The sequence below is a fragment of the Nonomuraea sp. MG754425 genome (assembly GCF_021699195.1).
Lineage (GTDB): Bacteria > Actinomycetota > Actinomycetes > Streptosporangiales > Streptosporangiaceae > Nonomuraea.
The window spans coordinates 1-24865 of record NZ_SSXE01000108.1 but is presented as its reverse complement, the minus strand read 5'-3'; the positions used below and the strand labels follow the sequence as shown (position 1 = coordinate 24865).

Sequence of the window (24865 nt, the reverse complement as noted above, 5' to 3'; positions counted from 1 at the left end):
CCCACCGCCCGTCCCGCTTCCGTCGTCCACAGAACGCCATTCGGTGTGCTGCGACCCCGGCCACCTCCAGCAAGCTCAACCTCCCAACCGCAACCCACCACCGCGCACCTGACCCCAGCCACCGCACTCCGACCCCCAACGGGAGGCCGCCATGCACCGTCCCTTGGTCATCACCGAGGACCCCGCCCTGCTCGACGATCTGGTCCGCATAGCAGCCGCAGCAGGCGCACAACTCGACGTGGCCCACACCCCCGCCCACGCCCGCCCCTTCTGGAATCTCGCCCCGCTGATCGCGATAGGCGCCGACCAGGCAGAGGCCGTGGCAACCACCTCACCTCCGGCCCGCGACCAGGTCCTCCTCGTCACCGGAGACACCGAAGACCCTGACACCTGGCGAAAATGCGTGGCAGTAGGCGCCCAATCCGTCGTCACCCTCCCCAACGACGAGCGCCACCTGGTCGACAGGCTCGCTGACGCCATGGACCCCGACCCTCGTTCCGGCCCGGTGATCTGCGTGATCGGCGGCCGAGGCGGAGCCGGCGCGAGCGTCCTGGCCGCCTGTCTCGCCCTGCGGGCCTCGAGCGACCGCCTGCGCACCTTGCTGGTGGACGCCGACCCGCTGGGCGGAGGCATCGACGCGCTGCTGGGCCACGAGGAGACGACGGGTGCCCGCTGGGCCGACCTGGTGGCCAGGGAGGGCAGGATCAACGCCAGCGCGTTGCAAGCCGCCCTTCCGGCGTTCGGAGACCTGGCCGTCCTCTCTTTCCACAGAGGCGAGGTCGCACCGATCCCTCCGCAGGCCATGCGCTCGGTCCTCGAAGCAGGCAGTCGCGGTTTCGACCTGGTGGTCGTCGACCTCCCCAGACACCTCGACCCATCCTCGCTAGAAGCCTTGACCAGGTCGAAGACCACCCTGCTGGTGGCCACGGCCGACGTCCGCGGCATTCTCTCGGCCGTCCAGGTCCTGTCCGAGCTGCGCGATCACACGGCCGACGTCCGCGCCGTCCTCCGTCCCGGCATCCTGGACGACGACACGGCCATGACCTCCCTCGGCATCCCCTCGGCCGGCAGCCTCCCCGACCACCCCCGGCTCACCGCCACCCTCAACCGAGGTGAGCTGCCACGACTCGGCCCCCGCACCGTGTTGGGCACCATGTGCACCTCCCTCCTCCGAGACCTCCTCCCGGCATGACGATCCCCAGCTCCGGCGGCACGCCGTCAGCCGCGAACCCTCACCCCGGCACCCGGGCGACCCAACAAGCGGCCCGCCTCCGAGCCACTCCGCACCAACCGCCACAACCTGGAAACACACCTCACCATCCAGGCCCTCAGATGACGTATGACCAGCCACAGCGGCACCCCTGGGAGCCGTACATCGAAGCCGGCCGGCAACATGCTCAAACCCAGAAGACCCATCTCCAGCCCTCCCACCCGCTCCCTGCCGGAGCCCACACCGCCGGAACGGGTCCCACCGGACCGAACCCGGCCAGAGCGCACAGCACTGAGCCGCCCTCGCACCTCGGAAACGCCCAACCGGCCCGACCGTCCCGCGACCACTCCGAGGAAACCCACCTCCACCGTCAGCCCTCCCCGACCCCCACCGTCTCCCCGGAACTCGTGGAGGCCGTACGCGTCCGCCTCGCGCGAACGGGCGTCGAACCCACCGCCGCCCAGGTGGCAGTGGCCCTACGCGCCGAGAAGTCCGTATATGGCGACGCGGAGATCCTCGCCGTCGCCAGAGCCCTCTGCGCCGACCTGATAGGCGCGGGCCCGCTGGAGCCCCTCCTCGCCCGCCCAGACGTGACGGACGTCCTGGTCAACGGCCCACGAGAGGTATGGATCGACGACGGCAGCGGCCTGCACCGCACCCCGATCGTCTTCTCGGACGACGGATCCGTACGCCGGCTCGCGCAACGCCTCGCGAGCGCCGCAGGCAGACGTCTCGACGACGCCTCGCCCTATGTGGACGCCCGCCTGCCAGGCGGAGTCCGTCTGCACGCGGTGCTCCCGCCGATCGCGTCCGGCGGCACCTGCGTCTCCCTGCGCCTGCCACCTCGCCGCGCCTTCACCCTGCAGGACCTCGTCTCCGCGGGCACGATCGTCCCGTCCGCGGTCCCGGTGCTCACCGCCATGGTCACCGCCAGGCTCGCCTTCCTCGTCACGGGCGGCACGGGCACCGGCAAGACCACGCTCCTGTCGGCCCTCCTCTCGCTGGCGGACCCGGGCGACCGCCTCCTTCTGGTCGAGGACTCAGCCGAGCTTCGTCCTCTCCACCCGCACGTGGTCCGGCTGGAGACCCGTCCGGCCAACCTGGAGGGCGCGGGCGGGGTGGGCCTGCGTGACCTGGTGCGGCAGGCGCTCAGAATGCGTCCTGACCGTCTCGTGGTCGGAGAGGTCAGAGGAGCCGAAGTGGTCGACCTCCTGGCCGCGCTCAACACGGGCCATGAGGGAGGTTGCGGCACCCTGCACGCGAACACGGCGGCCGACGTGCCACCACGCCTGGAGGCCCTCGGCTGCGCGGCCGGTCTGACCAGGGAGGCCGTCCACAGCCAACTGGCGGCGGCTCTCGACGCGGTCATCCACCTGACGCGGGGCCGCTCCGATGGCCGGCGACGCATAGCCGAGATCTGTCTGCTCTCCAGAACGCCGTCCGGCTATGTCGAGTCGGTCCCCGCTCTCACCTTCGACGCCCAGGGCCGAATCCACGCAGGACCGGGCTACGACGCCCTGGCCAGGCGCGCCTGCCCGTAAGAACCACCGACTGCCCCTCAGCCGCTCCGACAGGCACGGCCGGCCCTCACCACTCGACGACCGGAGCAACCCGTGACGAAGGATCCCGATGACCAGCGCCCTCATCGCCGCGTTGTCCACAGCCTGCGCCGTCTGGCTGTGGACAGGCCCCAACACGGCCACGACCCGCCTGGCCAAACTGCTGGCCCCGACCGCCGCCGACCCCCGCTGGAAAGCCCTGCTCCACCTGCTCACGCGACCCACCGCCGCCACTTCCACCCCCGCCCGCCGCGCCGACGCGTGGCGACGGGCGTCCATCGAGTTGTGCCAGGCACTCGCAGCGGAACTCTCCGCAGGCCACACGCCGGGGGAATCACTGACCAGAGCCATGGCAGCCGTGGACTTCCCCGACCCTGACCTCCTGCGCCCGGTCATCGCCGCAGCGAGGGACGGCGGTGACGTCTCGGCAGCCCTGACCGCGTCAGCTCCGCAAGAAGGAGGCGAGGGCCTACGCCGGCTGGCGGCATGCTGGGAGGTGAGCACCACCGTGGGCGCGGGGCTGGCGTCCCTGATCGACCGGGTGGCGCACACGTTACGAGCCGCCCAAGCCCATCGCCAGGACGTCGCGGCCCAACTGGCAGGACCTCGCACCACCGCCAGAATGCTCGCGGTGCTTCCGGTCCTCGGCATCCTCATGGCCGCGGCCCTGAACATGAACCCGCTGGCCTTCCTGTTCGGCAGCCTGCCCGGCCTCATGTGCCTGACAGCCGGCGTCGCCCTGGACGTCTGCGGCCTGTGGTGGACCAGTCGCATGGCCACTCAAGCCCAAAGCTGACCCTCCGGCCGTTTGAACCTTTCGGTGCTCCAGGGCCGTGCCCACAACCCGAATCACGTCCACATCGGGTGGACGAACCTCCCACAGCACTCACGACCCGTTCGCCGACCCACCGATCTGCCCTGCGCCTGACTCAGGCCGCGTTGAACCGACTCCGCACAAAAGCCCTGGGCCGCAACACGCGGAACGCCCCGAACCCACCCGATCGGACCCGCCGATGCTCCACCTCCTCTCAACCTTCTGCGCCGGAATGTCCGCCTGGTTGTGGCTCTCACCACGCACAGCCCCAGAACGCCTGGCCTGGCTGCGCGCACCCGACGACGCGTCCACTCCCTCTCCGGCCTCTCCCAACAGCCACCAGGGCCGACCCCCTGATGAAGCCCTCCGCAGCGCCACCCCGCAGACCCGCGAGCCGCCTCACCCCAACCGCCCCACGCGAAGAACGACCCTCACCGCCACCTGCGTCGGCCTGATCGCCGCGCTCCTGCTCGGCGGCACAACCGGAATCATCGCGGGCGTCCTGATCACCCCCGCGACAGCCCTGTTCCTCCACAGGAAGGAGCCCCAGCAGTCCCAGCGCGATCGCCGCCGCATAGCCGCCGACCTCCCTTTCGCCGCCGACCTGATGACCGCCTGCCTCCGCGCGGGACGCCCGGTGAGCGCCGCCACCGAGACAGCCGCCACCGCGATAGGCGGGCCTCTGGGCGAACGCCTGACCTGGGTGAGCATTCAGCTACGTCTGGGCGCAGACCCTGAACCAACCTGGGCGTCCCTCGCCAAGGATCCCGCCATGGGCCCGCTGTCACGAGCCATGAGCCGGGCAGTTCAAAGCGGCGCTCCCGTTGCCGACGTCCTGACCCGCCTGGCGGACGACGCCCGAGAGGCGTCCAGAGCCGCTTCGGTCGCTGCGGCGAGAAGCGTCGGCGTGAAGGCGGTCGCCCCCTTGGGCCTGTGCTTCCTCCCGGCGTTCGTCCTGCTCGGCATCATCCCGGTCGTGGCCGGCCTCGCCTCATCCATCGTCCTCCCGTGAACCCCTGCCACCCAACCTCAACTGATCTCGACTCACACGAGGCCCGTGAACCCGCACGAGTTCCTTCGAACCACCGAAGAAGCGATCTCACCGCCATCCCAACCTGTGGGGCCGTCATGTCCACCGCACCCAGACCCTTGTCCACAAGACCTGGCCGCGGCAGCCGGCTTTTTCCACAGAACGACGTTCGGCTCGCAGTTCCCCTGGCCCCGACCGCCATCCTTTGAACTCCCCGCCGGTCAAGACCCCGGCTCCCACCCTCTGGAGGCAAGATGCACAGCCCCGCCACCACGCCAGACGACGCCGCAGCGACCCCAGCGCCAACCAGCCCGAAGACCCCACCGGAGCCCATTCACGCGCCCCAACCCACAGCCACCACAGCGGCGGCGAGCCTCACCAAGCGGACTTTTCCAGATGTCGGCAGCCCTGCCCACATCCCCCTCAAGCGGATCTTCACCACTCCCGACGGCGAGCCCCAACCAGAACTCATCACCGCCCCAGCCACCCCGAGCCAATCCCTGACGACCACCTCAACCAGCACCCAACGCGCCCGGCACCGCATCACCGCTCCTCGCCCACGAATGAACAAGTGGCTTCACTACGCGGCCACCCATCCAGAGCGCGGCATGTCCACCGCCGAATACGCCGTCGGAACCATCGCGGCCTGCGCCTTCGCCGCGCTGCTCTTCAAGGTCGTGAGCAGCTCCGAAGTACAGGAAATGCTCACCTCACTCATCGACCGAGCGCTCAAAACCACAGTGAAATGACGCCCTGCCGCGTGCGGACCTCCACGAGCACCGCGCGGTCGGCATCGCGAGGCTCGGTCACGGCCGAGACCGCCGCGATGCTGCCCGCACTCATGGTCGTACTGGCAGCGGCCCTGTGGGCCATCCAAGCTGTCGGCGTCCAGCTCGAATGCGTGGACGCCGCCCGCGCGGCAGCCCGAGCCGCCGCGAGAGGCGAGCCGGTGGAGCAGGTACGAGATTTCGCCCAAGCAGCCACCCGCCCAGACGCGCAAGTGTCGATAACCCGCGACCCCGAACTCACGACAGTGAAGATCTCAGTGGAAGTACGCCCGTCCTGGGGCGAATCACTGCCTGCGGTCGGTGTGTCGGCCACGGCCACCGCAGACACCGAACAATGACGCCTCGCCGCAGCGACGCCCCTGCCGCACCCACCCGGGCCAACGAACGCCAACCCGAACAAGCGCCAAGGAGACGGCCATCAACCTCAAAGACCGCGGCTCGGCCACCCTCTGGGGGGTGGCGCTCATGGGCCTGCTGATGGCGATCGCCCTGGCGCTTGCCACGGTGGGTTCCGTACGCGTGGCGCGCCACCGGGCCGACAGTGCCGCCGACCTCAGCGCCCTGGCAGCGGCCAGGCTGGCGCTGATCGACCCAGAGGGAGCTTGCGCCAGGGCGGCCGAGTTGGCCACGAGTAATGGCGTCGAACTCACGAAGTGCGAGATCACCGACGATGTCGCCGACATCTGGACCGCATTGCCGATCTCGCTGCCCTTGTTAGGCACCCGGTCCGTAGCGGGCAGATCACGCGCCGGGCCTGCGAACGGACAACATTCCAAGCGATGATCAAGTGACTCGGCGGCGTTCGTGGCCCGGCAGATACTTGGCCGTTCGCGTGCAGTGAGCTCTGCGGCAGGGCACCGTTCCGCGTCATGGGCAGCGGGGCGCGGATCCATGGGAGCACTGCCTGCCATGCCGTGCCGATGCGGTGATCGCGCCCGGCCGCGGTCCGCGCCGAGCGAAACTGCGGTTGGGCACTCCGTCCGACCTGCGCCTTGGGAGGGTGGGGTGGTAGTGGTCAGAGAGGCAATGTCGCAATCAAGTCACGACTTCTTAGACATGGTGTCCAAGAGCTGAATGTCTCCCGTAAGGTTCCGCTTACCCTCGGTCCATGCCGTATGCGTCAAGGAGCCTGGGAGAGCAGGAGCGCAGTCGCTAAGGTGCGGGTCCGGGGACGGTCGGTGACCGTATCGGCCAGGCGGACCGCACTTCCGGTCGTCGCGTGAACGCCCCGGTGGGTGCTCAGGCGGCGCGAGGCTCTCGATGGAGGGAAGCGTCGTGACGGTAGTCGGCAGAGTCGTTGCCGCAGGGATGATCGTGGCCGGATCCATCGTGCTCGGCGGTTCCGCCCAGGCGGCCGTGACGACAGGGCAGACAGACTCCTCCGGCCTGGGCAATGCGTCCTGGCGGGCTGCCGGATCGTCGGGTGAAGCTTTTCTGAAGGACGAATCCGCAGCTCGCGTGATGCTCGAGAAGCGGGCCGACTCTTCGGGGCAGATCACGTCGCCCTCCGACGGTGAGGTGATCTCGAACTCGTCCGTGACGGTCTCCGCGCGTACGGGGCTCATGCAGTTGAGAATGGGGCTGTACGTCGACGGACCCTCCACCCCCAGCCGGCAGGTCGCCTCGGGCGGGGCGAACCAGACCCTGTCCGGCACCTTCGACGCCGACGACGTCCCCAACGGGACCTTCACCGTGACCCTCAAGGGCGAGATCACCGGGACGAGGTACGCGAGCGTCTCGTTCAGGTTGCGCCGCCCGGCCACGGCACCGGGCAGCGTGGACGCGCGCCGGCAAGGCACCGACAAGGTGCTCGTGACCTGGAGCAAGGGATCCGAGTCCGACCTGCAGTCGTATGAGGTCTCCAACACGCAGTCCGGAGTGGTCGGACGGTTGCCGGCCGACGGCGCTTGTGCGGGGTCTTCGTGCAAGGCGGTGCTCGCCGTCCCGTCGAAGGCGGCCGGCCAGCGGGTGGGGTTCACGGTCAAGGCGTTCAGAGGAGACGGTGACGGGGGTTCGATCGCGTCAGGCGATTCGCCGGCCGCGTACGTCGCCTTCCCCGCGGTGCCCACGGCCCAGCCGACGAAGAACAAGGCGTCCGACAGCGCGCGGACACCGAACGACACCAAGGGCGTCGAGGCGTTGCCGACACTGCCTGCGAAGAAGCAGACCGCACCTTCGAGCAAGCCGACCACGCGCAAGCCGGCGACCACGAAGCTGCCCGACATACCCGACACTGATCCGAGCGGCAACCTGCCGATCCCCGCCGCCGACGAGCAGTCGACCACCGACAAGAAGGACAAGGACGACGTACTGGCCCCGGCCGATTCGGGCGACGGCGGGGACACAGCTCCCGTGCAGAGCGACGGGGTGAAGGCCCAGTCGAACGAGTCACCGATCGGGAACATCGGTCAGTACGGCCTTTACGTCGCGGGAGGAATCCTCCTGCTGCTGCTCGGCGCCCACGCCGGCGCCTGGGCCCGAAGGCGTGCCCTCGCCACGGGCAGCGCGGGCGGCTCTGGTCCCCCTGCCTCAGGCGGCATTGCTGCCGCCGCCGGAGGAGGGACCCAGGTTGCCGATCCGCACGGTGGCGGGGGTGTGCAGAGTCAGCCGGTGGATGGCGGCACCACGCGTCCTGCCCATGCGCCGGCGACATCCTCGCGCCGGCCCGCCATCATCCTCGCCGTTGCCAAGACACGGGTCCCCGAACGGCCTGGGACGGACTCCGAGCGGTTACCCGGCACTCGGGATCAGCGTCTGGGCGGGGAACCGGACTCGTCGCCGGCCGACACCCGGAACCGGCGGCCGGATCGAGGATCTTCCTCGCAGATCGATGGCCGTGAGCGGCAACTCGGTGCCGGGATGGACGCACAGCCGGGCGGTCAGGGGCACCGGCCACCGAGCCTGGAGAGAGACTGGTCGCCGGGATCAGAGGAGGATCTGTCGCTGCGGTCTTCGGGGCTGTGGTCGGCGGATGAGGGGACCGGGTCGCCGGTTGGCGATGGTCGTGGACATCGGCCGGGTTCAGCGGCAGGTGCGCCATCCATGCGGCTGGGGCCGGAGCCCGATCCGGAGGTCGCCCTGTCGTTCGATGTACCGGCACAGGGGTCTTCTGAGGCGACTTGGAGTGCGCGTCCTGCGAGTCCGGGGCGGCAGCCGGGTCCAGGGAGAGGCGTGTCGTTCGGGGCTTCGGGGCAAACGCCGGCCGGGTCCGAGATGAGTGCGTCGTCCGGTGAGCTGGGCCGGTGGGTGCGGGGTGAGGGATCGCTCGGTACGCAGCGGCTGGATGCGGAGTGGGGCTCCGTCGCCGAACCGGGCGACGCGGGTGGCGTCCCGGGACAGCAGGAAGGGCCAGGAACACACCAGGGGCCGGTGCATATCGCGCTGCCGAGTTCCGCTGTCACGGACGTTCCCGAGACTGCCGCTCCGACGGCCGCTCCCGCCATACGGCTGGAGGAACGCTGGGATGACTATCTGCCGCCGGCACCGAGATCGATGGAGGACAGTGGGTTCTGGGAGCGTCCACAGCCCGGGGCGGCTGATTTCTGGGCGGCCGACGCGGACGGCGACGATGGTGGCGCGGACGGCGACGGTGAAAAGAGGGACGGGCGAACTCAGGTAAGCCGCAGGCACAAAGGAGCTGAGAGTTAGGCACTTGCGGTTTCGTGCGGACGCTCATCACGAGTGAGCTCTGTTCGCGGTCCCGGAGAATCCTGCGGCGGCTGCATGAGCACGGGTGATATGCGGTTCGGTCACGGCTGAATCTGACAACGACGGCAGGCGATGGCGGTGTGCCGTCGGCAGGCGGGGCGGGGTGTTGTTACGAGGGCCTGACAGGCTGCTGCGCTGCGGGTTTGCGGTTGGAAGATGGGGTCGAGGGTCGCTTTTTGATCTTCCGGAAATCTGCTGGTGAGGCATGATGATCTGGCGCTGGGTTGCATTGCCTTTCGGCATGCTGTTCTTCTCTGGCCGATTCCGCGAATGAGTGGTGGCCTGTGCTCATTGGGGCGCCAGCAGCGTGTCGAGGAGCCGGACGGCGCCTCGCTTGTCCAATGGGTCGTTGCCGTTGCCGCATTTCGGGGATTGGATGCAGGACGGGCAACCGCGTTCGCACTCGCAGGACATGATCGCTTCGCGGGTGGCCGTCAGCCAGTCGATGGCGCGGGCGTAGCCGCGTTCGGCGAAGCCGGCGCCGCCTTCGTGGCCGTCGTACACGAAGACGGTGAGCAGGCCCGTGTCGGCGTGCAGTTCGGTGGAGACGCCGCCGATGTCCCAGCGGTCGCAGGTGGCGAACAGCGGGAGCAGGCCGATCGAGGCGTGTTCGGCGGCGTGGGCGGCTCCGCCGAGGTCGATCCCGGCCTCGGCGAGTGGGGTCACCGCCGAGGCGGGCAGGGTCCACCAGACGGCGCGGGTGCGGAGGGTGCGGGGTGGCAGTTCCAGGGGCTCGTCGCCGAGCATCTCGCCTGACTGGAGGCGTCTCATCAGGTAGGAGACGACCTGGCGGGTCACCTCCACCTCGCCGAAGTGCAACGTGCCGGGACCGAGGGGCTGGGAACGTTCGGTGGAGAGGATGGAGATGTCGGTGATGTCCCGGGCGAAGGTGGTGTAGTCCGGGTTGGCGCTTGAGACCAGGGCGACGCCGGCGTCCAGGTCCAGGAGTTCGACCAGGAAGGTTTCGCCCTGGTGCAGGTAGACGGCGCCGGTGTGGACCGTGGTGTGGGCCGAAGACTCGTCCACGCTGCCCAGGAGACGGCCCGTGGACGACTCCACGACCTGGATGGGGCTGCCTCCGCCGCCTCGGATGTCGGCGAGGTCGGTGGCGCGTTCCCGCCTGGTCCAGAACCAGCCCGCCGGACGCTTCCTGAGCAGGCCCTGCGACACCAGGTCCGCGAGCACTTCGGAGGTGGTGGGGCCGAAGATGGCCAGGTCGTCCTCGGTCAGCGGGATCTCGGCGGCTGCCGCGCAGAGGTGGGGGCCCAGGACGTACGGATTGCCGGGGTCGAGGACGATCGCCTCCACGGGCTGCCCGAACAGGGCCTCGGGGTGGTGGACGAGGTAGGTGTCGAGGGGGTCGTCCCTGGCGATCAGCACGGCGAGGGCGTCCTGCCCGTCGCGGCCGGCTCGGCCCGCCTGCTGCCAGAGGGAGGCGCGGGTGCCGGGCCAGCCCGCGATCAGTACGGCGTCCAGGCCCGAGACGTCGACGCCGAGCTCAAGGGCGTTCGTGGTGGCCAGACCCAGGATGGTGCCGGCACGGAGGGCCTTTTCGAGGAGCCTGCGGTCCTCCGCGAGGTAGCCGGCCCGGTAGGCGGCGATCTTGTTGGGGAGGTCGGCCAGATCCGGGTCGGGGGCGTCCGGGATCGCCCAGGTGAGAGGGCCATGGGGTGGGACGTGAGCGGGGCTGGAAGCCGTGGCGGGAGCGGTTGGCGCGGCAGCCGCCTCGGGCGATTCGGCCGCGTCGAGCGTCCCGGACGCGGCGGGGGCTCCCGGCGTGTCGAATGCCGGCGCGATGTGTGCCTCTCGTGGTGGTTCTGCCACAGGGGAGGAGGCCGGGTCGGAGTCGGCGGAGGAGCCGGTGAGGGCGGGGTCGGTTGTGGCCGGTGGAAGGGGTCCGCCGGTGGTGGGTGTGGAGGCGGCGTCGGTGGGCCGCTCCGGCGTGGTGGCGCCGGGAGGTGCTGAGGGCTGCGGGGCGGTGGTGCGGGGGAAGGGGGATGAGATGGAGAAGGCGACGTCGGCGAGTTTGGCGCGGGCCGAGAGGGCGACCGTCTCCGCACCCCGCCGGGAGCGGACGAAGGCGAGCGTGCGCACGTCGGCCAGGACGAGGTCCGCGAGGAGATCCGCCGTCTCCGCCGTCGCGGTCCGCCGCACGGGAGCCCCTCCTTCGCCCCGGAGCTCCGTCAGGGGCGGCTCCCACAGCGCGATGGTGGTCGAACCCTTGGGCGAGGCGTCCACCGTCACCTCGTCCATCTCAAGCCCCGTCAGCCTCCTGGCGAACACCCCGGGCTCGCTCGCGGTGGCCGAGGCGAGCAGGAACGTGGGCCGCGAGTTGTAGCGGTCGCAGGCACGGCGCAGGCGGCGCAGGATCTGGGCGACGTGCGAGCCGAAGACGCCGCGGTAGCCGTGGCACTCGTCCACGACGACCATGCGCAGGCGGCGGAGGAACGACGACCATCGCGAGTGGCGGGGGAGGATGCTGCGGTGGAGCATGTCGGGGTTCGTCAGGACGTAGTTGGCGTGCTGGCGTACCCAGGTGCGTTCCTCGAAGGGGGTGTCGCCGTCGAAGCAGGCCGCGCGCACCTGGGTGATGCGTAGTTCACGCAGCCCGCGAAGCTGGTCGGCGGCCAGCGCCTTGGTCGGCGTCAGGTAGAGGACGGTGCCGCCGTCGAGGCAGGAGGCGATCGCCGGCGTGAGGTACGCCAGCGACTTCCCGGAGGCGGTGCCCGTGGAAATGATCACGTTTCGGCCACGGTATGCCAGGTCGGCGGCCTCGTACTGGTGAGGCCAGAGTCCTGTCACCCCGCGGTTCGCCAAGCGCGTAACAAGGACTTCGGGCGTCCAGAGAGGCCATTGGACGTGTCCCGCCTGACGTGCTGGAACGTGCTCCACGTGGGTGACACGTTCGTGACGTGCGGGAACGCCGAGCAGGTGGCGCAGGAGTGGACCTGCCTGTTGTGGGGAGGATCCGGAGGAAGTCACTGTTTCCAGTCTTGCATCCTTGGGCAAAGTCGCCGGGAATCGTGATTTCGTATAGACACAAGCCAGGCGCGTGGTTGAATGCCGCGCGTCAGGGTCGGACAGTCTGGGGCCACGCTCCAGACTGCCAGGCCCGCAAGAGTACTTTCGCAGGCGAGGCGCTGGAGGATCTGTGGATCTGAAGTTGGATCACCGCACCGAAGACCGACTTACCATCGTCGAGGTCGAGGGTGAGATCGATGTCTACACGGCGCCTAGATTGCGTGAGCTCCTCATCGACCTGGTCAACAAGGGCAACTTCCACCTTCTTGTGAACATGGAGAAGGTCGACTTCCTCGACTCCACGGGCCTTGGCGTCCTGGTCGGGGGGCTCAAGCGGGTGCGTGCGCACGACGGTTCCCTCGAACTCGTCTGCACGCAGGAGCGGATCCTCAAGATCTTCCGGATCACCGGTCTCACCAAGGTCTTCGGGATCTACGCTTCGGTCGACGAGGCCAAGGAAGCTCACGGCAAAGACAAGTAGCATGGCTACCGTCGAACTGACGTTCAGCGCCCTTCCCGCGCACGTGCGGACCGCCCGGTTGGTGGCGACGGCCATCGCGCGCCGTACCGGCGTGGAGGAGTCGCTGCTGGACGAGGTCAGGCTCGCTGTGGGCGAAGCGTGTTCCCGGGCGGTGGAGGCACATCGCGCTCACTGTCCGGGCGAGCCGATCCGCATCGAGCTGCGTGACGACGCGGGGCGCTTCGAGGTCACGGTCAGCGACCAGGCCCCCAGCGACGACATCAAACCAGAACAACCCCTCGACCTGGGCATGCTCTCCGACTCGTTCATGTCGAACTTCGGCATCGCGGTCATCGAGGGTTTGGCCGATGACGTCCAGGTCATCCCCAGCCCCAAGGGGACGAACATCCGCATGAGCTGGCCGGCCACCGTCAGCGTCTGAGCGCACCTGGGTCTGAGCACATCCGCTCGGGTCTTCGCGTGCGTGTTGGAACGTTCATCGGGCGTGGGCGTGGGTTGGGCTCGCACGTGGGGTGTCGGGCTCAGAACACGGTTCACGCTCGACCTCCGTGCGCTGAGGTGTGCCTGCACGTGCGTTTGTGGGTGTTCGGGTGGCTTCGGCTCCTTGCGGGCGTTTTCTCGTGCCATGACGCGTGCACGGCTCCTGCGGAGACGTGCACGCGGCGGTGGGGCGAGTGGCTGGTCGGGCCGCAGGCGGTACTGCATGGTCGGGCCGAAGCCGAGGACTCGTGTTCGGGCGCGCGTGTGAAGCAAGGGCTTGAACACGAGGTCCGCGAGGCTGGCGTGCAGGTGCATGCGGTCCGAACTGTTACGGCACCAGCGCTGATTGCCGCGATGCCGGTGTACGTGATGATCAGCGCACCGGTGCTGATGTACGCGGGATCGGTGCACGCGAGGCAAGCGTGCGGGCGCGGGCGAACACCTTCAGGCCCGGCGGTGAGTGGGTCACCCCGCCCCACGGAGCTGATACGGAATGTGGGTCCACACGTGGAGCACGAGTCGACCTGCTGCGCCCGCAGAACCGATGCGCAACGTGAGGCTCGCGCGTGGGCAGGACCTACTCGGAGCGAGCGCGAGGCTCGGACGCGGGCGGGGTCGCGACGGGGCTCGTTGTGCGCCGTGGTGCCGGTGCGTGGGACCGGTCGTGTGACCGTGCGGTGTGGGTGATCCTGCGGGAGGAATGCGTTCGAGGCGAGCACGCGTGTGCCACGCCAGCGTGGGGGCCAGGGCAGTCCGTGGGCCGGAGTGCTGCAGGTCATCGCCGCGTGTGGGCCACGACGGCGGTGAAGGCCAGGGCGGCGATGAAGGCCAAGGTGGCGGAGCGAGGTAGGGCGGCGGGTAGGCCAGGGTGACGGGTAAGTCACTCCCGCGTGGCCATGCCCGCGGAGCCGGAGCGGTCCGCACGTCTTCAGGGACGTCGGGTGAGGCAAGGCACGTGGTCGGCGGCTCCGGGTCACGTAGGCGATGGGCAGCCGGGAAATGCACGTGGGCAAGCACTCGCCGCCCAAGTCGCCCCAAAAGACCGGGACGAAGCGGTCCCGGGCCACGCGGCGCCCCGTGGCCCGGCAGGGACGAGCGGCGGGATGGGGTCCGGGCAGGGACGAGTGGTAGGAAGAGGTCCGGGCGGGGACAGGTGGTGGGAAGGGGTCCGGCAGGGACGGGTGGCTGGAAGTGTGCGTCGGAGGAGCACCCTGCGCATCCCCCACTTCCGTCCCAAAATCCACCCCAGCCCCCAAACCATGCCCGCACTAAGCCGAATTACGGTCCGCCCGTATCCACCTCTTGCTATGACCGTAACCCAGGGAAATTCCACTTGTCAGACACCAAACCGGGTCCCTGGCTGGGCATTACCAGACACTCGCACAATTGGCGACCGCGAGAGCCTTCATATCCGCTGAGTGCCTGCGTAGACTCCCGGCACCGGCCAAGGTGATCCGGCGGAACGCGGATTCAACCGGAAGCGGCACCCACAACCCGGATGGTGCCGCAACACCCGCCGAGGAAAACTGCAGCACCGCCCGGGCAGGACGACCGGTCTTGCCGAGGAGAACGATGAGCAGGCACATGCTGGCCCTGGAGCCAGCGTCCAATCTGGCCCTGAGCGGAAACAATCTCACCATCGTGGTCGTGGTCGCCGCGGTCGCGCTGATCGCGCTGGCCGTCGCAGGCGGCCTCGTGCGCGAAGTGCTGGCCGCCGGCCAGGGCACCGAACGAATGCAGAACATCGCGCGCGCCGTGCAAGAAGGCGCCGCGGCCTATCTCACGCGTCAGTTCCGCACGTTGGCGATCTTCGTCGTCGTGATTCCCTTCCTGTTGCTTCTGCTACCCGGAGAATCCGATGTCCGCGTCGGACGCTCCATCTTCTTCGTCATCGGGGCGGTGTTCTCGGCGCTGACCGGCTTCATGGGCATGTGGCTGGCCGTGCGCGGGAACGTCCGCGTCGCCGCCGCGGCCAGGGAGGCCGGCGAGAAGCGCGCCATGCGCATCGCGTTCCGCACCGGCGGCGTGGCGGGTATGTTCACCGTGGGCCTCGGCCTGCTGGGCGCGGCCGTGGTGGTGTTCCTCTACCAGGGGAACGCGCCGGGCGTACTCGAAGGATTCGGCTTCGGGGCGGCGCTGCTGGCGATGTTCATGCGCGTCGGCGGCGGCATCTTCACCAAGGCCGCCGACGTCGGCGCCGACCTGGTCGGCAAGGTCGAGCAGGGCATCCCCGAGGACGACCCGCGCAACGCGGCCACCATCGCCGACAACGTGGGCGACAACGTCGGCGACTGCGCGGGCATGGCGGCCGACCTGTTCGAGTCGTACGCGGTCATGCTGGTCGCCAGCCTCATCCTGGGCCGGGCGGCGTTCGGCGAGGAGGGGCTGGTCTTCCCCCTCATCGTCCCGATGATCGGTGTGATCACCGCGATCATCGGCATCTTCGTCACCAGGCTGCGCGACCGCGACCGCAACGGCATGGCCGCGATCAACCGCAGCTTCTTCATCTCGGCCGGCATCTCGGCGGTCCTGGTGACGGCGGCGGCGTTCTGGTACCTGCCGAGCAGCTTCAGCGGGCTGAGCGGCTCCACCATCACGAACTTCGACGCCGACCCGCGCCTCATCGCGATCGGCGCGGTGCTCATCGGCCTGGTGCTGGCCAGCGCCATCCAGTTGCTCACCGGGTACTTCACCGAGACCAACCGCCGCCCCGTCCGGGAGATCGTCGAGAGCTCGGTCACCGGTCCCGCCACGGTCATCCTGTCCGGCATCAGCGTCGGCCTGGAGTCCGCGGTGTACTCGGCGCTGATCATCGGCGGCGCGGTCTACGGCGCGTTCCTGCTCGGCTTCGGGAACGTGACGATCGCGCTGTTCGCGGTCGCGCTGGCGGGCACCGGCCTGCTGACCACGGTCGGCGTCATCGTCTCCATGGACACCTTCGGCCCGGTTTCCGACAACGCCCAGGGCATCGCGGAGATGTCCGGCGACGTCGAGGGTGAGGGCGCCCGCGTGCTGACCAGCCTCGACGCGGTCGGCAACACGACGAAGGCGATCACCAAGGGCATCGCCATCGCCACGGCCGTGCTGGCGGCCACGGCGCTGTTCGGCGCGTTCCGGACGGCCGTGGAGGGAGTGCTGCCGCAGTCGGCGACGTTCTCGCTCGGCATCGACCAGCCGAACGTCCTGGTCGGGCTGATCATCGGGGCCGCGGTCGTGTTCCTGTTCTCCGGGCTGGCCATCATGGCCGTCGGACGGGCCGCGATGCGGGTGGTCTTCGAGGTGCGCGACCAGTTCCGCAACAAGCCCGGCATCATGGACGGCACCGAACTGCCAGAGTACGGCCGCGTCGTGGACATCTGCACCCGCGACTCGCTCCGCGAGCTGGCCACGCCCGGCCTGCTGGCGGTCATGACGCCGATCGCGGTCGGGTTCGCGCTCGGCTACGCGCCGCTCGGCGCGTTCCTGGCCGGGGCCATCGCCTGCGGCACGCTGATGGCCGTCTTCCTGTCCAACTCGGGCGGCGCCTGGGACAACGCCAAGAAGCTCGTCGAGGACGGTCACCACGGCGGCAAGGGCTCCGAGGCGCACGCCGCCACGGTCATCGGCGACACGGTCGGCGACCCGTTCAAGGACACGGCGGGCCCGGCCATCAACCCGCTGATCAAGGTGATGAACCTGGTGGCGCTGCTGGTGGCGCCCGCGGTGGTGCTGTACGCGGGAGACCCGGTCCTGCGCATCGGCATCACGGTGTTCGCGGTGGCCGTGGTGGTCGGCGCGATCATCGTGTCCAAGCGGCGGTCGGCGACCAACGAGCCGGCCAGCAACAACAACAACAACCGCGACCCCGAGCCCGTCGCGTCCTGACGACGCGGTAAGCCGGACGGGCGCGCCCGTTCCCCATCGCGGGGGACGGGCGCGTCCTCGTTCCGCCGGGCCGCCGTCAGCAGGCACCTGTCGCGGTACCCGCGCCCCCGAAATGGGACACTGGGCGCGTGAACGACGACAACCGGCCCAGCGGCGGAAAGACCCTGGGCCTGATTCTCCTGGCGATGGTCGCGATCCTCGCCGTGATCATCGGGCTGTCCGTCTGGGCCTCGAAGACGGGGTGATCTCGTGCGTACCTTGATCGTGCTGCGGCATGCGAAGGCCGCCCACGTCCCCGGCCTGGCCGACCGCGAGCGACCCCTGACGGATCGGGGCGAGCGGGACGCCAAGCGGGTCGGCGACGAGATCAGGGCGGCCGGGCTGACCCCGGACGCGGTGCTCTGCTCGCCGGCGCTCAGGACCAGGCGCACCGCCGAGCTGGCCTTCCCCGAGATGGAGATCAGCTACGAGCGCGACATCTACGAGGCGTACCCGGAGGAGCTGCTGGAGCTCGTCCACCGCGCCGACCCCGGCCTGGGCACGGTGGTGCTGTGCGGTCACAACCCCGGCGTGCACGAGCTGGCGCTGGAGCTGGCCGGCGGCGACTACGTGTTCAGGCCGGGAGCGTTCGCGGTCATCCGGGTGGACTCCCCGTGGGAGGACCTCTGGCCGGGCCAGGGGAGCCTCGTCACGCGCTGGGACCCCAAGGAGCAGTGAGCGCGTCTAAAGGGTCGTGAGCACGCCGTCCTCGGCGTCCGCGGCCTCCACCTCGTCCCGGGTGATGCCCAGCAGGTAGAGGATCGAGTCGAGGTACGGCGTGTTGACCGCGGTGTCGGCCGCCTGCCGCACCACGGGCTTGGCGTTGAACGCGATCCCGAGCCCGGCGGCGGCGATCATGTCGAGGTCGTTGGCCCCGTCGCCGATGGCCACGGTCTGGGAGATCGGCAGGCGGGCCTCGCGCGCGAAGCGCTCCAGGGCCCGCGCCTTGCCGGGCCGGTCGACGATCTCGCCCACGACACGCCCGGTGAGCTTGCCGTCCACCACTTCGAGGACGTTCGCCGCCGAGTAGTCGATGCCCAGCTCCTCCACGAGGCCGTCGGTGATCTGGGTGAACCCGCCGCTGACGATGGCGAAGCGGTAGTCGAGCCGCTTGAGCGTGCGCACCAGCGTACGGGCGCCGGGCGTGAGCACGACCTCCTTGCGCACCTGCTCGAACACCTCGGCCGGCAGCCCTTCGAGCAGGGCCACCCGGCGCTTGAGCGACTCGGCGAAGTCGAGTTCGCCGCGCATGGCCTCCTCGGTGACCCGGGCGACCTCGTCGAGGCAGCCGGCGTGCGCCGCGAGCAGTTCGATGACCTCGCCCTGGATGAGGGTGGAGTCGACGTCCATGACGATCAGCCGCTTGGCCCGCCGCGACAGGCCGGTGCGCTGCACGGCCACGTCCACCTCCTGCGCGGCGGCCTCGGCGGCCAGTTCCACGCGCAGCGCGTCGGGGTCGGCGCCGGAGACGGACAGCTCGATGCAGGTGACGGGCCACTGGGCGAGGCGTTCGATGCGGTCGATGTTCGCGCCGGCGGCGGCGATGCGGCCGGCGATGCCCGCGATGGCGGCCGGTTGCAGGGTGGCGCCGAGCACGCTGACCGACAGGCGGCCGCGGCGGCGCTTCTCCTTGGCCTGCGACCCGGTGGAGAGCTCCACCTCCATGCCGAGGTCTTCGGCCACGCGTTCGACGGCGGTCCACATGGCGCCGAGGGTGGTGCCGGTGCCGCTCGGCGGGCCGCCCGAGTACGCGACGAGCACGCCGAGCGTGAGCCGGCCTCGGATGACGACCTGTTCGATGTCCGCGACGGTCACCGGAAAGCGTGACAGCACGGAGAAAAGACGGGAGGTGACGCCCGGGCGGTCAGGGCCGGTCAGTGTGATCAGGAGGGTGCGCTGGTCCACATCCCCCCACGGTACTGCGCCCGGTCCGATGCTCGTGAAGCAGGTCGGGCATTCGGGTGCGGGCGCAGGGTTCGCCGGGCTAGCGAGCGATCTTGGTCTTGACCGTCTTGGCGAAGGCGTACTGGGGGACGCCGAGCCGGTCGAGCTCTTCCTTGCTCATGTCCTCCATGCCCTGGTCGTAGTTGTACGAGACCACGCCGAGCGTCGCCGTCTGGGTGCCCTTGGCCTGCTTCGTAAGCTTCCCGGAGAAGGTCATGGTGACGGTGTCACCCTTTTCCACGATCGCGGGCACGTAGCAGTAGAAGGCACGCCCGTCGAGGAAGCACTCGGTGTCCTTGACGGGGGGAGTGTAGTTAATGCGCCGCAGGTCCATGCCCTTCGGGAACTCGCCGCCGATGAACCAGGCGTCGGCGTAGTGCGGGCCCTTGTTGGTGGCGCTGATCGTGTACTTGATCTTGCCGCCGGGCTTGGCCGTCTTGGGCGCCTTCACCTTCACGTCGAAGGCGGAGAAAGGCTCGGCCATGGTGGCCGCGGTGGCCGTGGTGGTGCCGGCCGCGGCGGGAACGGCCGGCAGGAGCAGGGCGCCTGCCGCAATTGCCAGCGCGGCGACCTTGGTGAGGGAGTTGCGCATTCAACGTCTCCGGTAACGAAGGGAAACGGGGACGTCACAGAACCAGGCCCCCGTAAATGTCGGCTTTTCCTATCACAAACGCAAAATCTTCGTAAAGTCTATTACTTCAGAATCAGGTGCGTGTCGCCGAACTCGTGCCACAGATATCCCTTTCGCAACGCTTCCTGGTACGCGCGCGCCAGCACCGCCTCCCCCGCGATCGCGCTCAGCATGAGCAGATGGCTCGACCGCGGCTCGTGCAGGCCGGTGATCAACCCCGTGACCGCCCGCACCCCGCTCTCGGGGGTGACGACGTGCGTGGTCCAGCCCTCCGCCGCGGCGACCCGCCCGCCGTCACCCGCGGCGGTCTCCAGAGCCCGGACGACGGTGGTGCCCGCCGCGACCACCCGGCCGCCGTTCTCCCTGGTCAGGTTGACCAGCCGGGCCGTGGCCGCCGGCACCTCGTACCGTTCGGCGTACGGTGGCTCGTCCTTCTCCGGCGAGGCCACCCCCGTGTGCAGCGTGATCGGCGCGATCCCGATCCCCCGGGCCACCAGCGCCGTCACCAGCTCGACGGTGAACGGCCGCGCCGCGCTCGGCATCTCCGCGCTCCCCGGCACGGTCGCGAACACGGTCTGGTACGCCTCGATCGGCCAGTCCCGCTCCACGTACGAGTACCGGATCGGCACCCCGTGCGCCCGCAGGTACGCCTCCACGTCCCGGTCGAGCACCGCCCGCCACAACCGCGGCGTCTCCCGGCCGACCAGCCGCAACGTCGCCCGTCCCGGCATCGGCAGCCACTCGCCCGGCTCGCCGCCGCCGTACGGCTCCGACCCGTTGCGGGTACGCCGGCGCAGCTCCACCAGCCACGTGCCGTCCGGCCTGGCGGTCGAGAAGTGCACGGCCAGCCGGTCCAGCCGGACGGCCGCGGGCAGGGTCGCCGAGTTGTTCACCACGATCAGGTCGCCGGGGTCGAGCAGGCCGGCCAACTCGCTGAAGTGGTGGTGAGCCGGCTCCTCCGTGCCGCGCGAGACCATCAGGCGCACCGCGTCCCTGGCCATGCCCCGCGCCTCCGGCGGCTCGTGGGCCGACAGGCCGGGCGGCAGCGGGAAGTCCAGTGCGGCGGTCATTGCAGGCTCACCTTCCCGCTCGCCGGACGGGAGCCGACCAGCTCGACGAGCGCCGTCGCCACCTTGGCCGGGTCCGTGGCGGACGCGGCTTCCTGCTCGCCGACCGCGTCCGCGAGCATGCGGGTGTTCATCTCGCCCGGATCGACCCACCAGACGCGCAGCTCGGGCTCCTCGGCGGACAGCACGTTGGACAGTTGCTCCAGCGCGGCTTTGGTGGCGCCGTAGCCGCCCCAGCCCTCGTACGGGCCGGTCGCGGCGTCGGAGGTGATGTTCACGACCGCGCCCCGGGAGGCGCGCAGCGCCGGCAACGTCGCCTGGACGAGAGCCAGCGGAGCGGTCACGTTCGTCTCCAGCAGCACCCTGAACGCCTCCAGCGGGTAGCCCGCCAGCGGCGGCAGCGGCGTCACGCCCAGGTCGCTGGCGTTGTTGACCAGCAGGTCCAGCTCGGGCGCCGCCTCGGCCAGCCGGCGCACGTGCGCCGGGTCCGTCACGTCGCCCGGGATCGCGGTCGCGCCCAGTTCGTCGGCGGCCCGCCGGAGCTCGCGGGCCCCGCGGGCGGTGAGCACGAGGTTCCAGCCCGCGCCCGCCAGCGATCTGGCCAGGGCGAGGCCGAGTCCACGGGAGGCGCCGGTGATGATCGCGGTGTTCGTCATGTATCCGACGCTAGGAACGGAACGCGCGCGGGACATCGGGCGCAGGGCCCGCTCCACCTGGGCACATCGTCCTAGGACCAGCGGTGCGGGGCCGCAAGGCCCATAGAGTGGGGCCGTGACCTCCGACCGAGACGAGATCCTGCAGGCGGTGAGCTCCGCGGTGCTCGCGGTCACCCGCCACCTGTCGGTCCGCGAGGTGCTGCAGGTCATCGTACGCTCCGCGCAGCGGCTGCTCGACGCCCGCTACGCCGCGCTCGGCGTGCCCGACGACGACGGCTCGTTCGCCGAGTTCGTCGCCGAGGGCCTCACCGACAAGCAGTGGGACGCGATCGGCCCGCTGCCCAGGCAGCACGGCATGCTCGGCGCGATGCTCCGCGACGGCACCCCGGTCAGGCTGCCCGACCTGCGCGCGGACCCCAGGTTCGAGTGGTGGCCGAAGGCGCACCCGGTGATGAAGGACTTCCTGGGGGTGCCGATCCGCGACGGCGAGCGCGTGCTCGGCATCATCTTCCTGGCCAACAAGCGCACCTGCGGCGGCTTCACGCGCGAGGACCAGGAACTGCTCACGCTGTTCGCCGCGCACGCCGCCATCGCGCTGATCAACGCCAGGCTCTACGAGCGCGGGCGCGAGCTGGCCATGCTGGAGGAGCGCAACCGCATGGCCAGGGAGCTGCACGACGCCGTCACCCAGAAGCTGTTCTCGCTGCGGCTGACCGCGCAGGCCGCGGCGACGATGCTGGACAAGGCCCCAGAGCAGGCCGCCGCCGAGCTGGACCGGGTGCAGCGGCTGGCCGGGGAGGCGCTGTCGGAGCTGCGGGCGGTGATCGTCGAGCTGCGTCCCGCCGAACTCGACCACCACGGGCTCGCCGAGACGCTGCGCAAGCACGTGCGCATGCTCGACCGGCTGCACCCGGCCCAGGTCACGTTCGAGTGCGCCGAGCTGCCCGCGCTCGACCCGGCGGTCGAGGTGGCGGTGCTGCGGGTGGCGCAGGAGGCGCTGCACAACGCGCTGCGCCACTCCGGGGCCGGAACGGTCTCCGTGAGCCTGGCGTTCGCGGGAAGCCGGCTGACGCTGTCCGTGCGGGACGACGGAGACGGCTTCGAGCAGACGGAGTCACGCGGGCTCGGCCTGGTGTCGATGCGCGACAGGGCCGAGTCCGTCGGGGGAGAGATGTCCGTGGAATCGGTGCCCGGCGGCGGGACCACCGTACGCGTGGAGGTGGGCGTGTGATCCGGGTGCTGATCGCCGACGATCATCCGGTGGTCCGGCAGGGCCTGCGGACGTTCCTCGACCTCCAGGACGACATCACCGTCGTCGGCGAGGCGGCCGACGGCGCGCAGGCGGTCGAGCTGGTCGGCGAACTGGCCCCCGACGTGCTGCTGCTCGACCTGAAGATGCCGGTCATGGACGGGCTCGGCGCGCTCGAGCGGCTGTCCGGGGCCACGACCAGGATCGTGGTGCTGACCTCGGTGAGCGACCCCTCCGACGTCGGCCCCGCGATGCGGGCGGGCGCCGCCGGGTTCCTCTACAAGGATGTCGATCCGCCGGCGCTCGTCCAGGCCGTCCGCGCGGTGCACGGCGGGCAGGTGCTGCTGGCCCCCGAGGCGGCGGAGGCGATGCTGGCGGCCCCCACGGCCGGGGCCGCGCCCGCGCCGGTGCCGCTGACCGAGCGCGAGCGCGAGGTGCTCGCGCTGCTCGCGGCCGGCCGCTCCAACAGGGAGATCGCGCGGAGCCTGACCGTCGCGGAGAAGACGGTCAAGACACACGTCTCCAACGTGCTGATGAAGCTGGGAGTCCAGGACCGCACCCAGGCCGCGCTGTACGCCGTACGCCACGGCCTGGGCTGAGACGCGTCAGGCCACGGCTCAGGTGTCCTTCTTCTTGTTCGACTCCTCGTGGCCGGCGGGCGGGTTGTAGTTCTGCACCGGAGGCGGCGGCGTCCAGCCCCTGCCCGGGTTGCGCGGCGGCGTGACGATGCGCGTCCTGGCCGTCTTGAGGTCGTAGTGGTGCTTGATGCCCAGGCGCTTGAGCTCGTCCTGGCTCATGTTCTCCATGCCCTGGTCGACGTCGAACGAGAGCACGCCGACGCGGGCGGTGGCCGTGCCCTTGGTGCCGCTCTTCAGCGTGACCTGGAAGTTCAGCCAGTCGGTCTTGCCCTTGCTCAGCGCCATCGGCCCCCAGCACCAGAACCAGCGGCCCGACCACTCGCACTTGGTACCCTTGGGGCCGCCCCAGCGCAGGGTGGGCTTGACGCCGCTGGGCACCTGGCCGCCGATGAAGTAGTAGTCGGCGTAGTGCGGGCCGAGGTTCTTGGCCTTGACGTAGTAGGTGATCTTCCCGCCGCGCTTGGTGGTCCTGGAGTGCTTGACCGAGATCTTGAAGTTCGAGAACGGCGCGGCGGTGACGGCCGCGGCCCTGGTCGCGGCGGCCGGCGCCGTCACTGTCGTGGCGCTAGCCTGGGCGGGCGCGGCCAGGGCGGCGGCGGCCAGTCCACCGGCTAAGGACAGGCTGAGGCTTCTGCGCATGTGATGGCTCCCCCTACGGTGTGGAAATCCCCGATCTTCTCCAGGATTATTGCGTAGGGCAATTTTTTCGCAAAGAGCGATGATCTTTCGTGATCTGGGATGGCTTGCGGGTGTCCGCGGTGATTCATCACGCTCGGGGGTCAAGCACAAGGGGGAGAAGCAGGTGCCGGAAACGCACCCCTTGCAGTCCGGTGATCCGTCCATGCTGGGCGACTATCGGCTGCTCGGGCGTCTCGGCAAGGGGGCGCAGGGAATCGTCTACAAGGGCGAGTCGCCGGACGGGCGGCTCGTCGCGATCAAGCTGCTGAACACCTGGCTGGACAAACCCGGCCTGGACACCGAGCGCTTCCTGCGCGAGGTGGCCGCCGCGCGCCGGGTCGCCCCGTTCTGCACCGCCCAGGTGCTCGGGGCGAACATGGACGGAGAGCACCCGTACATCGTCAGCGAGCTCGTGGACGGGGTGTCATTACAGGTGGTCGTGCAGCGGGCGGGGCCGAGGGAGGGCGGGGCGCTCCACCGGCTGGCGGTCGGCACGGTGACCGCGCTGGCGGCCATCCACCGCGCGGGCATCGTCCACAGGGACTTCAAGCCCAGCAACGTGCTGCTCGGGACCGACGGGCCGCGGGTGATCGACTTCGGCATCGCGCGGGCGCTCGACTCGGCCATGACGATCAGCAGCGGAGTCGTGGGGACGCCCGCGTACATGTCGCCCGAGCAAATCTCGGCCGAGCGGGTCGGGCCGCCCAGCGACATGTTCAGCTGGGCCCTGACCATGCTGTACGCCGCCACGGGGCGGCCCGCGTTCGGCCAGGACAGCCTGCCCGCGGTCATCTACCGGGTGATCAACGAGGAGCCCGACCTGTCGGTGCTGCCCGACGATCTGCGGTCGGTCGTACGGGCATGCCTGCGCAAGCGGGCCGAGGACCGGCCCACGGCGGCCGAGGTGCTGTTCTCGCTCCTGGAGCATCAGGGGGCGGGGGCCGGGGTCGATGACGAGGCGGCGCTGACCACCGGGTCCCAGATGGCCGCCGAGCACCATCGCCCACC

Annotated in this window: 21 protein-coding genes; 15 read left to right on the top strand and 6 right to left on the bottom strand. The window is 70.0% G+C overall.

Annotated features, from left to right (window positions below):
• The first annotated feature begins 151 nt into the window (after nucleotides 1-151).
• The 8 genes from ssd to FAF44_RS32190 all read left to right on the top strand — a co-directional run bounded on the left by ssd (nucleotide 152) and on the right by FAF44_RS32190 (nucleotide 9049).
• Nucleotides 152-1192, top strand: coding sequence for a septum site-determining protein Ssd (gene ssd, locus FAF44_RS32220; RefSeq protein WP_237107086.1), 1041 nt, complete (start codon nucleotides 152-154; stop codon nucleotides 1190-1192).
• A 425-nt stretch (nucleotides 1193-1617) separates the two neighbouring features.
• Nucleotides 1618-2751: a TadA family conjugal transfer-associated ATPase gene (locus FAF44_RS32215; protein ID WP_237107085.1), complete on the top strand. Its 1134-nt coding sequence runs from the start codon at nucleotides 1618-1620 to the stop codon at nucleotides 2749-2751.
• Between the two features lie 88 nt (nucleotides 2752-2839).
• Entirely contained in the window at nucleotides 2840-3565 is a 726-nt protein-coding gene (locus FAF44_RS32210; RefSeq protein WP_237107084.1) for a type II secretion system F family protein, read from the top strand.
• 217 nt (nucleotides 3566-3782) lie between these two features.
• On the top strand, nucleotides 3783-4595 hold the full coding sequence (locus FAF44_RS32205) for a type II secretion system F family protein (RefSeq protein ID WP_237107083.1): 813 nt from the start codon (nucleotides 3783-3785) through the stop codon (nucleotides 4593-4595).
• Between the two features lie 272 nt (nucleotides 4596-4867).
• Nucleotides 4868-5362: a DUF4244 domain-containing protein gene (locus FAF44_RS55100; RefSeq protein ID WP_272895308.1), complete on the top strand. Its 495-nt coding sequence runs from the start codon at nucleotides 4868-4870 to the stop codon at nucleotides 5360-5362.
• Complete coding sequence (locus FAF44_RS55095; RefSeq protein ID WP_272895307.1) at nucleotides 5359-5739, top strand: TadE family type IV pilus minor pilin; 381 nt, start codon at nucleotides 5359-5361, stop codon at nucleotides 5737-5739. The genes FAF44_RS55100 and FAF44_RS55095 overlap by 4 nt, the downstream gene beginning before the upstream one ends.
• Entirely contained in the window at nucleotides 5702-6184 is a 483-nt protein-coding gene (locus FAF44_RS55090) for an Rv3654c family TadE-like protein (protein ID WP_308193417.1), read from the top strand. The genes FAF44_RS55095 and FAF44_RS55090 overlap by 38 nt, the downstream gene beginning before the upstream one ends.
• Before the next feature lie 492 nt (nucleotides 6185-6676).
• Nucleotides 6677-9049 carry a hypothetical protein gene (locus FAF44_RS32190; RefSeq protein ID WP_237107081.1) on the top strand — a complete coding sequence of 791 codons (2373 nt, stop codon included), beginning with the start codon at nucleotides 6677-6679 and terminating at the stop codon, nucleotides 9047-9049.
• A 348-nt stretch (nucleotides 9050-9397) separates the two neighbouring features.
• On the opposite strand, the gene FAF44_RS32185 is transcribed toward FAF44_RS32190, so the two are convergent.
• Nucleotides 9398-11851 carry a DEAD/DEAH box helicase gene (locus tag FAF44_RS32185; RefSeq protein ID WP_237107080.1) on the bottom strand — a complete coding sequence of 818 codons (2454 nt, stop codon included), beginning with the start codon at nucleotides 11849-11851 and terminating at the stop codon, nucleotides 9398-9400.
• 409 nt (nucleotides 11852-12260) lie between these two features.
• Between FAF44_RS32185 and FAF44_RS32180 the strand changes: the two genes are divergently transcribed.
• The 4 genes from FAF44_RS32180 to FAF44_RS32165 all read left to right on the top strand — a co-directional run bounded on the left by FAF44_RS32180 (nucleotide 12261) and on the right by FAF44_RS32165 (nucleotide 17672).
• Nucleotides 12261-12611: an STAS domain-containing protein gene (locus FAF44_RS32180; RefSeq protein ID WP_043629845.1), complete on the top strand. Its 351-nt coding sequence runs from the start codon at nucleotides 12261-12263 to the stop codon at nucleotides 12609-12611.
• Nucleotide 12612: 1 nt separating this feature from the next.
• Nucleotides 12613-13032 carry an ATP-binding protein gene (locus tag FAF44_RS32175; RefSeq protein WP_237107079.1) on the top strand — a complete coding sequence of 140 codons (420 nt, stop codon included), beginning with the start codon at nucleotides 12613-12615 and terminating at the stop codon, nucleotides 13030-13032.
• Nucleotides 13033-14663: 1631 nt separating this feature from the next.
• Complete coding sequence (locus FAF44_RS32170; RefSeq protein WP_237107078.1) at nucleotides 14664-16955, top strand: sodium-translocating pyrophosphatase; 2292 nt, start codon at nucleotides 14664-14666, stop codon at nucleotides 16953-16955.
• Nucleotides 16956-17204: 249 nt separating this feature from the next.
• On the top strand, nucleotides 17205-17672 hold the full coding sequence (locus tag FAF44_RS32165) for a histidine phosphatase family protein (protein ID WP_237107077.1): 468 nt from the start codon (nucleotides 17205-17207) through the stop codon (nucleotides 17670-17672).
• Nucleotides 17673-17678: 6 nt separating this feature from the next.
• Here FAF44_RS32165 and serB read toward each other — a convergent pair whose 3' ends face one another.
• The 4 genes from serB to FAF44_RS32145 form a co-directional block, all read right to left on the bottom strand.
• Entirely contained in the window at nucleotides 17679-18899 is a 1221-nt protein-coding gene (serB, locus tag FAF44_RS32160) for a phosphoserine phosphatase SerB (protein WP_237107076.1), read from the bottom strand.
• Between the two features lie 79 nt (nucleotides 18900-18978).
• A complete protein-coding gene (locus FAF44_RS32155) occupies nucleotides 18979-19530 on the bottom strand; it encodes a DUF11 domain-containing protein (RefSeq protein WP_237107075.1) in 552 nt (183 codons plus the stop codon).
• A 101-nt stretch (nucleotides 19531-19631) separates the two neighbouring features.
• Nucleotides 19632-20639, bottom strand: coding sequence for an S-adenosylmethionine:tRNA ribosyltransferase-isomerase (locus tag FAF44_RS32150; protein ID WP_237107074.1), 1008 nt, complete (start codon nucleotides 20637-20639; stop codon nucleotides 19632-19634).
• Nucleotides 20636-21292: an SDR family oxidoreductase gene (locus FAF44_RS32145; RefSeq protein ID WP_237107073.1), complete on the bottom strand. Its 657-nt coding sequence runs from the start codon at nucleotides 21290-21292 to the stop codon at nucleotides 20636-20638. Before FAF44_RS32145 ends, FAF44_RS32150 begins: the two co-directional genes overlap by 4 nt.
• A gap of 115 nt (nucleotides 21293-21407) precedes the next feature.
• Between FAF44_RS32145 and FAF44_RS32140 the strand changes: the two genes are divergently transcribed.
• A complete protein-coding gene (locus tag FAF44_RS32140) occupies nucleotides 21408-22523 on the top strand; it encodes a GAF domain-containing sensor histidine kinase (RefSeq protein WP_237107072.1) in 1116 nt (371 codons plus the stop codon).
• Complete coding sequence (locus FAF44_RS32135; RefSeq protein WP_308193416.1) at nucleotides 22520-23140, top strand: response regulator transcription factor; 621 nt, start codon at nucleotides 22520-22522, stop codon at nucleotides 23138-23140. Before FAF44_RS32140 ends, FAF44_RS32135 begins: the two co-directional genes overlap by 4 nt.
• 18 nt (nucleotides 23141-23158) lie before the next feature.
• Here FAF44_RS32135 and FAF44_RS32130 read toward each other — a convergent pair whose 3' ends face one another.
• Nucleotides 23159-23818: a DUF11 domain-containing protein gene (locus FAF44_RS32130; RefSeq protein ID WP_237107071.1), complete on the bottom strand. Its 660-nt coding sequence runs from the start codon at nucleotides 23816-23818 to the stop codon at nucleotides 23159-23161.
• Between the two features lie 163 nt (nucleotides 23819-23981).
• Between FAF44_RS32130 and FAF44_RS32125 the strand changes: the two genes are divergently transcribed.
• Nucleotides 23982-24865, top strand: an 884-nt coding sequence (locus FAF44_RS32125; protein WP_237107070.1) for a serine/threonine-protein kinase, incomplete at its 3' end; no start/stop codon positions are given.